The sequence below is a fragment of the Pectinatus cerevisiiphilus genome (assembly GCF_004341685.1).
Classification (GTDB): Bacteria; Bacillota; Negativicutes; order Selenomonadales; family Selenomonadaceae; genus Pectinatus; species Pectinatus cerevisiiphilus.
In genome coordinates this window covers 174,552-186,768 of sequence record NZ_SMAA01000004.1, presented here as the reverse complement: position 1 = coordinate 186,768, position 12,217 = coordinate 174,552, and the positions used below count along the sequence as shown (strand labels likewise).

The following is a 12,217-nucleotide window of genomic DNA, read 5'->3' as shown; positions in this document are numbered from 1 at the left end:
ACCTCCTAATAATATATATTATATAATAGATTTCGTAAAAATTGATGCTTATTTGGTTTTTATATGTAAAAACAACTAAAATCTGTAAAATAAACTATTTTATGGAACAGTTAAAAATTTAATTCATAACCTAACATGAAATTTATTGGTGTGGAATAATACGGCGTGGAGGCGGAATGGGTTACGATATCATCACGATCCAGAATATTGTTTACAGTGAGGTAGACGCTTTGAGTTGCATCAAAATCATATTTTACGTTAAAATTTGTCAATAAATATGGCTTGCAATCAGTAGGTTCAGCATTATCTGGTGAGTTCACCCTATCAAATAAGTATACTGCGTTTATTCCGGCAGTAACTTTTTTTCCATGATAAGTTGCCCCACCATTTAACTGCCATTTGCCATATTCTTGTGCCCATGTTCCACGCAGAGATTTACCCATGGCATTGGTACCACTAGGATTATTCTCTGGATTGCTGTAGACGATACCCCAATTGTATTTCCAGTTATTATGGCTATTAATTATATCCATGATCTCAATGCCTGTGTTTCGGATATCTTCATTTGAATATGTAACTTTAGTTTCACCGACAGTAGGCGTGATATTATTTTTTATATTGTAATGGAATAATGATGTTTGCCAATTGTGAGCCCCCTGTACTTTTTTCCAGCCTATTTCGTAATGGGTACCTTTTTGCGGTTGAAGATCATGCGAACCGCTTAATGTATTATAAGATTGGTTGAGTGTTGGCATTTTGAACGATTGACCAATGCTCATATATATACTTTCATTATTATTTAGTTTATGTATAAATTGACCTTGACCACTGAAATTAGTATAGTTTTCATCATTCGGGCCATTGGCTGTCCAAGATTCACGCCCACTTAAAATAACAGTATCAGTATCATTAAAGCGATGTTCCCATTGACCATAGGCTGAGTAATTATCTCGCGATGCGTCAGTGGTTTCATAGTCAGAACTTGATTTGCCGATAAAGGGATTGGTCTGTTCAAGATCTGTTTTACTGTATTTTTCTCGTTGATAAGCTGTCCCAAATAATATATTGTCTCTGGTACTGACCCGCCATTTTTTATTTATGTCTAACCCTATGTTGTAATTTTTTTCTTTACTGATGTCATTATTGCGGCCAGTATTCTTTCCTTTTTTTAAGATGGTATTATCTGTAAATGAATTATGTCTGCGCTCATTATAGTAAAAATTCCCAGATAAACTTTTATGTTGATAATTTATTTGGAAAAAATCACGTGTCGTATCATAGTGGTCAGTCTGATTTGCTGAGCGGCTGCTGACTAAGGGGGTAAAATATCCCATTTTGGAATTGTTGTGATTATAAAATATGGACCAGTCATTATTGATATTGTAATTGAGCGATATATTATTTTTTTCTGAGCCGTTAAAATTTTTATTGTTGCTAGTTATATTGTCGACATTGCCCCATTTTTGGTAATCGTAACCAATACCAAGATTTCCCTGCTGAATACTAATGTGATGTTCCTGTTGTCCCATGTTGCCAAAAGATGTTTTTACAGAATTTGTTCTTTTCTTTTTGGTAATGATATTTATAACACCGCCGATAGCATCACTTCCATAAAGAACAGAGCCGCCACCGCGTACTATTTCGATACGTTCTACATCACTTATGGGGATATCGGATAGATTGTATGAACCTCTTATATTGAGTGGTGCACCATTGATCATCACAAGGACTTCTGCTCCGCGCATAAGTAGTTTTGAACGCATATTGCCCATGCTATTACCACCAGGTCCATAATCAAGGTAGACTATACCTGTAGTGTATTTTAATGCCTCTTGAAGATTGTTGGCACCCGTAGCGGCGAGCTGGTCTGTAGTTAAAGTTTCGGTGTCGGCTGGGATATCTACATTCCTTTTACGGTCGCGCATTGCGGTTATATTGACTGTTTCAAGGGAATATTCTTGGGCTGTGGCATCAGCCTTTACTGGTACTTGTTCCGCGGCAAGGGTCTGCGAGCATATTCCACTTGAAACACAGACGGCTGTCAGGATCATAATTTTTCTTTTCATTTTTGAGATTCCTTTCGCAATAATGTTATTTTTCACAAATAAAAAGACTGCTTCCATGAGGAAACAGTCTTTTAGACATAATAAAAGCTGGCATTAAAAGCCAGCGAATTATCTGCAGCAAAAGTGTTGCAATTAATCCCCTCCCCATCACTCGCAGGTTAACTATGGTGATTGTTGGTTAAGCAGTTCTTCTGACTATAGTTCATCGCTATGCATCAACCTTCTCAGATTTCTCCAATGGTATTTTTTGATGCTGCTCCCTATCACAGCGGCGTGACCGTACCGGTTTTTCACCGGTTTTTCTATTAAGTCCCTTAGGACACTTATCCCTTAATATGAAATTTTCAAACATTTTTATTTTATAATGTATCTTATTAGAAGTCAATAGCTACTATCAATAATACTATTTACACAAATTATTAATAACGGTAAATGGGGACGGTCTATCATGTTGTGTCTTTACATTGCTTTGCAAACATGCTGATGCTAGATATACAAAAAGACAGAAATAATATTGCTATTATTCCTGTCTTTTTGGTTTATTATCCGAGCTTTGCATTATTATTCGCATTTTGACCAGCCGCAATATGTACACGTTACACAATTGCCTTCTGGTTTAAGTGTATAATGGTTACATTCTGGACATTTCCTGTTTATTGTAGCATCTTCTATGTTAGTGGTATATTTTTGGTCGGCATTTTCCTGTGTTTCGTTATAAATTTCTGCCAATGCTGAAGCAATGGCAGTACCGCAGGAAAGGGAAATATCATGCCGACCTCTGCGGATAAGTGTCTGACAGCCTGCACATTTGCTGACAGAAAGTTGTTTTATTATTTGTTTAACACTTATGCCCGAGCGCAAAGCCAAGGAGGTCAGGCGGGTAATAGTGGCTATATTACTAGTGCAGCCATGACCGGAAGCGTTAGTGAAAACTTCGAATACTTTACCGTCAGGTGTTTTATTGATTGTAATGTAAAGTTTGTCTACACAGGCAGTATGCCTGATTAGTGTGCAACCGTCCAAGCGTTTAATATCATCTCTTTTAATAGGCCTAATACTGTCATATTTTACTGTTGATTTATCTTTTTTCGAGGAAACATCGAGAATATTTCCTCGTTTACAGCCATCACGAAACACGGTTATGCCCTTGCAGTGGGATTGCCATGCGGTGATATATATGTTCTTTATATCTTCAGGTGAAGCATCATGGCGCAAATTAACAGTAGAGGAAATCGAGTTGTCCACATATTTTTGCATGGCAGCCTGTAGTTTGATGCGGTTTAAATAAGGGACGTCATGGCTCTCGATAATCCAAGGGAAGCGTCTTTTGATTTCTGCATCATCCATTTCGTAAGAAAGATGGTGATAGTCGAGAAGGTCTTTTATCGAATGGGCATAAACTTTAAAAGATTTCTTTTCACCTTCCATTTTATGGGTGGTGCGCATATAGCTTATCTTGTAGAGTGGTTCACAGCCACCTGAAAAAGTTCCCATGAGAAGTGAGATCGTTCCTGTTGGGGCAATAGATAACAGCGTGCCGTTTCGTAAACCGGATTCCTTTATGTTTTTGTATACATCAGGAGCTTCCTTTTGTAGTAAGTCAAGCATAGGTGATTTTTTGGTTTTTTCCCATTCGTAGCGACCAAAGGTTCCTTTTTCCCTGGCTAACCGTGAGGAAGTGCGGGCTGCTTCGATGAACATAATGCGCATGGCAGCTGCGATAAAGAAATTGCCCTGCTGGCTGCCGTATTTTAATTTCATGGCTACGAGAGCATCTGCTACACCAAAAAGACCGAGACCAATGCTGCGCCAATCGTCTATACATTTTCGGTTGGCATCGAGCGGCTGGGTTTCATAACCGTAATCGAGAATTTCGTCTAAAGCCCGCACTGCTATATTGACGGCAGAACGAAAGGCACTTTTATTGAGATGTGGTGTTTCACTGAATTTTTCATCAATAAAATTATAAAGATTTATACTCATAAGATTGCATGAATTGTAGGCATTGCCGCCAAATTCGCCACACGGATTGGTTATTTCTATTTTGTAATCATCGTAACCGCTAAGAAGTGTATAGTCATTTAATCTATCGACAAATAATGCCCCGGGATCCCCCCAATCCCATTGAGTGCGACAATATTCATCAAAAAAGCTGGCAGCTTTGATTCTTTTCCTGATTTTTTCACCGGTACTTTTTACATCAAATTTTAATTCATATTCGGTGTCGTTTAGGACGGCCTGCATGAAATCATCCTTAAATAATATGGAGATATTCATTGAAGCTAATCGTTCATTGTCCTGTTTCATATGAAGAAATTCATAGATATCTGGATGGTCGCAGTTAAGTCCTACCATCATTGCACCACGACGGCCGTTTTGGCTGATTACTTCACCGGTAGAATCAAAGACTTTTAGAAATGATACGGAGCCTGTTGAAGTACGTGCAGCATTATTAACAATACTTTCTTTAGGGCGAAGGTTGCTTATATTTACACCAATGCCGCCTCCATAGGAAAAAATCCGTGCGATTTCAGTATTGATTTTGAAGATGGACTCTATATTATCTTCAGGTGAGGGAAGAATATAACAGTTGCTTAGACTTGCCTTAAATTTCCCTTTTGCACCTGCGGCATATAGTGTTCTTCCTGCCGGACATACAGAACCGTCTTCAAGATATTGGCGCATACTCTTTTGTATTGTCGGAGAAAATATTGAGGCTACACGGTCAATAAGAAGCTGAGGATCAGTTTCGCCAACATGATAGTATTTTGCTTTTAAGATGTTTTTGCCGATCTCGGTTTCATACCATTTTTCCAAAAAAATTCGCTTCTTTCTAAAAGATTCTTATATCAAGCGGATAAAAGGAATCGCCTGAGTTTTGTAAAATATAGCCACCCGACCATGAAGGAGAAATTCTGGAAGCAGGTGGCTGTCAGTCGAATATAACCAAATATTACTAGATAAATTTTTGCACTTGATAAGGATTATTATAATTTAAAATTACCTTAAACGCAACACAATTAAAAAAAAAACACTAAATACAGTATAGCAAATATAAAAAATAACTATATGTTGAATAAAAAAGGAAATATAGTATGTATTAATTGTCAACATATTGGTAAAGAATATAAAGTTTTTTCTCTGTAAATAACTAAACTTTAGCATCAATTTAAATAGTATTTGGTACGAATGCTTTGCTTAATTATTATTTACATCATCAGCTTTCTTCTGCTATACTATATAATACGTTGGATATGCAGTATATAACTGCATTAATCTTTAAATTTAAATAAATTTCAACTGCTATGTCATTTTGATGGCTTTATATACTGAAAGATAAGAGCTGGCTTAATGTGGCAGATAAAGAAAGAAGGAATAGTCATGGCGCAAAATGATTTACACCATATATGTAGTTTCTGCAAACGAGACATTAGAATTACCAGTCAGTATGATTTGCCGATTTTTGACCCGCAGACAGGATTTGCTATTTGTAAGGATTGTGTAAAAGAAATATATCAATTAATAAGTGATAATGAAGAGGAAAATGCAGAAGTCATTCGTCGGAAATTTATAAATGATTTAGATGGGGTATTAGATAAAAATAAACCGCATATTATAAAGAAATATCTTGATGAATATATTATAAACCAGGATCATGCAAAGAAAATTTTGGCAGTAGCTGTTTACAATCATTATAAAAGAATGAAATGCATGAATAAGGGCGATAATGTCGAGATTGAAAAATCAAATGTCATTATGATGGGTCCGTCAGGCTGTGGGAAGACCGCAATGCTTTCACATTTGGCAGAGCTGCTCGATATTCCGTTTGCTGTAACAGATGCATCAAGTTTGACTGAAGCTGGATTCGTTGGTGCGGATGTTGAAGTGGCAGTAAGAAATCTTTACTATGCAGCTGGTAAGGATGTTGAAAAGACGGAACACGGCATAATTTATTTGGATGAATTTGATAAAATAGCCAGAAAATCAGGAGAAAACAATTCTATAACAGCTGATCCCGGACATGAAGGTGTTCAGCAGGCACTGTTGAAAATGCTTGAAGGCAGTACGGTAGAATTTACGGCAAGAGGACAGCGTAAACATCCGGAAGCACCGACAACCAAGGTGGATACTACCAATATACTTTTCATTGTCGGCGGTGCTTTTGTAGGTATTGAAAAATTAATAGAAAAGCGTTTGAAAAAAGATGACTCAGCTATTGGTTTTGGTGCAAAGGTTAAAAATAAAAATAAAGAAACAAAATATGATGAACTCATCAGAAAAGTAACACCAGAAGATTTGATGAAGTTTGGTATAATTCCAGAAATAATCGGCAGACTGCCAATTATCTGTACTTTGGAAACCCTTGACGAAGATGCATTGCTGCGCATATTGACCGAACCGAAAAATGCACCGGTAAAACAGTACGAAAAACTGATGGCAGTCGATAATGTAGAACTTGAATTTACAGAAGATGCGCTGCGGGCAGTAGCTAGAAAAGCTATAGCCAGAAAGACAGGGGCGCGCAGCTTGAAGGGGATTCTTGAGGAAGCAATGCTTGATCTCATGTATGAATTACCAAAATCGAAACTTCATCGCAAGGTAACGATTACAGCTGAATGTATTGAAAAGAACGAACCGCCTAAGATAGAGATACTGAAAGATAATGGTATCAACAAAAGTAAGACAGCAGGTAAGAAAACCGTAAGCAAAAAAACCGTAAATAATAAAGCAGAGAACAATTTTGCGGGGTGAGCAATAAAATGATTAGACCCATTTTATTGCTGGGCAGTCATAACCTATACGATGTCAGTGTACCTGTCAGTAAAGATGAAGATATAGGGCAGATCGTAGAAGATTTGCGTGATACTTTACTTGATTGGCGCAGCAAGAATAATGCGGGGCGCGCGATAGCGGCTCCGCAGATTGGCATAGGAAAAAGGATTATCTATGTGGAGATTGATGAGCCATTAGTGTTTATCAATCCCCGTTTGGAATTTCCGACGGCGAAAATGATGGAAGTCTGGGATGACTGTATGTCTTTGCCGGGGCTTTACGTAAAAGTGCGACGCTACGAACAGTGCAATGTTTATTTTACTGATATGGATGGGAATCAAAAAGTCTTTTATCTACAAGGCAGTATGGCTGAACTTATGCAGCATGAATATGATCATCTTGAAGGAGTGCTTGCGACAATGCGGGCAATGGATTGTAAAGCCTTTCGGATGAAGAAAATTGAAGGCTAAGAGAACTAAAATTATACAATATAATGAATGAAGCAGTTGCTTGAAGAAAAGTTTTTTAGCTGGCCCCTTTATGGGGCCTTCTTGTGTTTTGCAATAATTGCTGCTAGGATAACGCGGGCAGTATCTATCTATATAATGGATAATATTCAGTGCGCAGGTTCAAACCGAATTTGCGTATCATAGTCATGTCCCTGTACCATACGCGGGCGTGATGCATTAAAGGCAGTATTGATAATGCTTCTTTGCGGGTCATATTCCGTTGTTTTGATGTCGGCAATATCAAGTACGGTATGGATCATGTCGTCGGTCATATAAGGTCTGTTCACAGCAAGTTTTATGGCTGCCCATTTTTGTGGATAGCTTTGTTTAAATTTATCTGAAGCCCACATAAGCATCGGCACTTCGAGCATATAATGGTTGGGATTTTCTTCTACGTGTCCGGAGAAGCTGCTGTTGTCATCGTAGACTGTTTCGCCATGGTCAGGTAGGTAGATAACAATAGCATTCATATCACGAAATTTATCAATGATGCCGCTGACTATATAGTCATTGTAATATAAGGCATTAGTATATTGCGCTAAAACAGTTTTTTTATCATCGGTTACATTGCGCGGAATGTCATCTTTGGTGAATTTTGAAAAACTGTAGGGGAAACGCTTGTAATAAAGACTATGCCCGCCCATCAGATGCAGTACATAAAAATTTTTATCGCCGGCTTGTTGTATTGCTGTATCGAGCATAGGAAACAGCGCTTCATCTAGTGTACCATAATCTTCGTGTGATTCGCGCATGTCAGTAAATTCGTGAACGGCACTGCGGTTGGCGTATAAGCGGGCAACGTTACCCCAGATACCGGAGCTTTCCTGGTTAGATAACCAGTGGGTTTTATAGCCGGCGGCATTCATCACATCAATCAGGTTATTATATTCATACCAAGGGCGGTCTGCTTCATAATTACAGAAGGTAAACAATTCCCTCAATACGCTGACAGTTGTAGAATGCGGACTGATGCAGTCAGTAAATATAGCCAATTCATTTTTTGCTGCCAATGCATCCAGGTTCGGTGTGTTGGCAAGCGGATAGCCGTAAAGATGCATATGGTTTCTATTGGTTGCTTCACCTAAAATAAAAACGATATTGGGAATAGTACTATCATTTTGCACGATATCATCTGTAGCAGACATCTCTTTATCAAGATTCTGGTAACTTTTTATGTCACCTACTGCTGTTTGGGCAGCAGCATAAACCCGCACAACAGGAATATCAAGTAAATTGCTTAAAATCAGTGGCTTGTAGAAAAAGAAGAGAGATAATCCGGCGGCACCGCCAATTAAGAGTAATGGTAAAACTGGATTTTTATATTTATATGTTTTAAAAGTGAGCTGGGAAAAAGTGGCTCGTTTCTGTAAAAAATAAGAAGCACTAAAAAATAGAAGTATATATATAAGCCAGTACCAGCTGACATACATTTTAAAGAATTCAACAGCTTCGTTGCGGTTGGTTTCCAAGATTGCCGTGATGATTCCAGGGCCTACAACTGCGCTGTAAGTATAGATGGAAAACAGTTCCATTAAGCATAAGAGTCCGCTTAAATAGGAGACGAAGGTAAATAGGCAGTGCCTGATAATGCGGCAGGGAATCACTGCTAACAAAAGAGTAAACAGCAGTACTGCTGCCAATAAGAATAAAGCATCAAGAAACATGGCCGCAAAATTTCCGGTTTGCCATAATGACCAAGCTACAGACAAATAATTAAAAATAAATAGGCTTATGATAAACCCTGTATGTTGGCCTAGTTTTTTTAAAATCGACATAGAAAAGTTTATGTTCAATGAATGCATTTTTTCTCCTAACATGGCTGTAAATAATTTTTGTATATTATAACATAAATGAGGGTATGGTGCGTGAAAAACGTGCTAGGAAAATAAGAACGAATGAGGAAAATAGGGAAGTTGTTTTTTACTTGATTTTATGATAACATAATGGCGTTGAATATGATAACTGTGATGAAAAAGAGAACACAAACGGATACGGTACAGAGAGAAAATCCTTAGGTTGGAAGATTTTTCCGTAAAAATTTGTTGTTGTAGCTTTGGAGCTTTTACGGTGAAACAAGTAGTCGTAAACGCGCAGCGCGGCGTTAGGCGTTTGAGCTTTGCCATTTGGCAAAGAAATTTAGGTGGTACCACGGAAGTACACTCTTTCGTCCTATTAAGGACGAAGGGGTTTTTTTATTATTAGGAGGGAATACATTGCAGGAAACAAACATTCCAAAAGTTTATGACCCACAGAGTTTTGAAAAAAAATGGTATAAATTTTGGGAAGACAATAAATTGTTCCATGCAGAAGTAGAGAAGGGGAAAAAGCCTTACAGTATTGTTATACCGCCACCAAATGTCACGGGACAGCTGCATATGGGACATGCGATGGACAATACGCTGCAAGATATCCTCATACGTTTCCATAGAATGAGGGGATATAATACTTTGTGGATGCCAGGCTGTGACCATGCGGGAATTGCCACGCAGGCAAAAGTTGATGCGGCACTCAGAGAAGAAGGCACTTCCCGACATGAGCTTGGTCGGAAAAAATTTGTAGAACGCGCGTGGCAATGGAAAGAAAAATTTGGCAGCCGTATAATGTATCAGCTGCGTTCCTTAGGTTCATCCTGTGATTGGGATAGAGAACGTTTTACAATGGATGAAGGCTGTTCCAAAGCTGTAAGGGAAGTTTTCGTTCGTTTGTATGAAGAAGGCCTTATTTATCAGGGAACACGTATTACAAACTGGTGCCCGCATTGCAATACAGCACTCAGCGACATTGAAGTGGAACATGAAACTGAAATGGGGCATTTGTACCATATCCGCTATCAGGTAGAAAACACGGATGAGTTTGTGGAAATTGCGACCACACGTCCCGAAACTATGTTTGGTGATACTGGTGTGGCTGTCCATCCTGATGATGAAAGATATAAGGCTTTAGTCGGGAAAACATTGATACTGCCTATTGTTGGCCGCCATATACCGCTTTTTGCCGATAGCTATGTAGACCCGCAGTTTGGGACAGGAGCTGTAAAAGTTACACCGGCACATGATCCCAATGACTTTGAAATGGGACAACGGCATGACCTTGAACAGATACTGGTAATGACCAACGATGGTCGGATGGCGGCAAATACAGGAAAATATGCAGGCATGGATCGTTATGAATGCCGTCGTTGTCTTGTCGAAGATCTGAAAGAACAAGGCTTTTTGGTGAAGATAGAGGAACATGAACATGCAGTCGGCCATTGCTCGCGGTGTAATACGACTGTTGAACCAATGGCTTCTAAACAATGGTTTGTAAAGATGGAATCACTGGCAAAACCGGCTATTGAGGCAGTGAAAAGCGGGAAAATAAAGTTTGTACCGGAACGGTTTACAAAGATTTATTGTAATTGGCTGGAAAATATACGGGATTGGTGTATTTCTCGCCAGCTTTGGTGGGGACACCAGATTCCTGCATGGTATTGTGATAGTTGCGGCAAAACAACAGTGTCGCGGGATGACATCACTGTCTGTCCTGTTTGCGGCAGCCATCAATTGCGCAGGGATGAAGACGTACTTGATACATGGTTCAGTTCCGGTCTTTGGCCGTTTGAAACGATGGGCTGGCCAGAAGAAACGGAAGAATTAAAACAATTTTATCCTACGAGCGTACTTGTTACCGGTTACGATATAATCTTTTTCTGGGTAGCGCGCATGGTCATGATGGGGTTAAAATTCGGTGGAGATATTCCGTTCAAACATGTATTCATACATGGACTGGTACGTGATTCACAAGGGCGCAAGATGAGTAAATCATTAGGAAACGGCATAGATCCTGTTGAAGTGATTGAAAAGTACGGCGCTGATACATTACGCTTTATGCTGATAACGGGAAACACACCGGGCAATGATATGCGCTTTTATTGGGAACGGGTTGAAAGTGCGCGTAATTTTGCTAATAAATTATGGAATGCTTCTCGTTTTATGCTGATGAATCTGGAAGGGTTTGATAAAACTTTTGTACCAGAAAAAGCACAATACAGCTTAGCCGACCAATGGATATTGAGTAGATATGCCCATACTGCCGAACTAGTCACAAAGAATTTAGAACATTTTGAGCTTGGTGAAGCCGCACGTTCTCTTTATGAATTTATTTGGAACGAGTTCTGCGATTGGTATATTGAATTGAGCAAAGCACGTCTTTATGATAAGGAAAATACAGCAGAAAGAAGGGTTGCCCAATATGTTCTGAGCTATGTCCTGGAACATACACTGAGATTACTGCATCCGTTTATGCCATTTATAACAGAAGAAATATGGCAGCATATACCGCATGAAGGCAAGAGCATTATGATTAGTTCATGGCCGGATAATGAAATGGCTAAGATAAATGATGTTGCTGAAAAGAATATGACAGCTGTTATGGAAACTATTAAGGCAATAAGAAATATACGCGCCCAAGTTAACGCAGCAACTGGTAAAAGAAGTGAAGTTATTCTTTATTTTGCTGACAGTAATATGCAAAAAACGTTCACGGATAATAAAGGTTACTTGGCTGCTTTAGCAGCAGCTGAACCAATGACAGTGTGGACAGATAAGTCATCTAGACCGGAAAATGCGATGACAGCTGTAGTCAGCGGCATAGAAATATATTTACCGATGGCAGGTCTTATTGATGTAGAGAAGGAAACAGTAAGGCTTACTAAGGAAATAACAAATCTCAATAAGGAAATCGAACGCCTTGCGAAGAAATTAACCAATGAAGGCTTTTTAGCCAAGGCTCCGTCTGAAGTTGTAGAAAAAGAGAAGGAGAAACAAAAAGGTTATGCTGATAAGAAGGCGGCAGTGGAAGAACGCTTGTCTTATTTAGCAACTTTGTGAT

Annotated in this window: 6 protein-coding genes, 1 riboswitch and 1 other annotated feature; of the genes, 3 read left to right on the top strand and 3 right to left on the bottom strand. The window is 38.8% G+C overall.

The annotated features are described in order from the left end of the window. Positions 1–110: 110 nt before the first annotated feature. Entirely contained in the window at positions 111–2,066 is a 1,956-nt protein-coding gene (locus tag EDC37_RS03935; RefSeq protein WP_165874447.1) for a TonB-dependent receptor plug domain-containing protein, read from the bottom strand. A gap of 164 nt (positions 2,067–2,230) precedes the next feature. After that, positions 2,231–2,408, bottom strand: a riboswitch (cobalamin riboswitch). Positions 2,409–2,627: 219 nt separating this feature from the next. Then, positions 2,628–4,883 (bottom strand): adenosylcobalamin-dependent ribonucleoside-diphosphate reductase, encoded by a 2,256-nt coding sequence (locus tag EDC37_RS03930; protein ID WP_132548128.1) that lies wholly within the window; start codon positions 4,881–4,883, stop codon positions 2,628–2,630. A 564-nt stretch (positions 4,884–5,447) separates the two neighbouring features. Between EDC37_RS03930 and clpX the strand changes: the two genes are divergently transcribed. Together clpX and EDC37_RS03920 are read left to right on the top strand one after the other, a co-directional pair. Further along, positions 5,448–6,818, top strand: a complete 1,371-nt coding sequence (gene clpX / locus EDC37_RS03925) for an ATP-dependent Clp protease ATP-binding subunit ClpX (protein ID WP_132548173.1) — start codon at positions 5,448–5,450, stop codon at positions 6,816–6,818. A gap of 8 nt (positions 6,819–6,826) precedes the next feature. Further along, positions 6,827–7,309 (top strand): peptide deformylase, encoded by a 483-nt coding sequence (locus tag EDC37_RS03920; protein WP_132548126.1) that lies wholly within the window; start codon positions 6,827–6,829, stop codon positions 7,307–7,309. Between the two features lie 146 nt (positions 7,310–7,455). Here EDC37_RS03920 and EDC37_RS03915 read toward each other — a convergent pair whose 3' ends face one another. After that, complete coding sequence (locus EDC37_RS03915) at positions 7,456–9,150, bottom strand: phosphoethanolamine transferase (RefSeq protein WP_132548124.1); 1,695 nt, start codon at positions 9,148–9,150, stop codon at positions 7,456–7,458. Between the two features lie 156 nt (positions 9,151–9,306). Then, positions 9,307–9,523: a binding site (T-box leader), on the top strand. A gap of 38 nt (positions 9,524–9,561) precedes the next feature. Between EDC37_RS03915 and EDC37_RS03910 the strand changes: the two genes are divergently transcribed. Next, the gene (locus tag EDC37_RS03910) at positions 9,562–12,216 is read left to right on the top strand and encodes a valine--tRNA ligase (protein WP_132548122.1); all 2,655 of its coding nucleotides are present in this window, start codon (positions 9,562–9,564) and stop codon (positions 12,214–12,216) included. Position 12,217 lies beyond the last annotated feature (1 nt).

Excerpts from the sequence above, each read along its gene's own strand:
- EDC37_RS03935 (WP_165874447.1), bottom strand. The coding sequence starts at position 2,066 with ATGAAAAGAAAAATTATGATCCTGACAGCCGTCTGTGTTTCAAGTGGA.
- clpX (WP_132548173.1), top strand. The coding sequence starts at position 5,448 with ATGGCGCAAAATGATTTACACCATATATGTAGTTTCTGCAAACGAGAC.
- EDC37_RS03920 (WP_132548126.1), top strand. The coding sequence starts at position 6,827 with ATGATTAGACCCATTTTATTGCTGGGCAGTCATAACCTATACGATGTC.
- EDC37_RS03915 (WP_132548124.1), bottom strand. The coding sequence starts at position 9,150 with ATGCATTCATTGAACATAAACTTTTCTATGTCGATTTTAAAAAAACTA.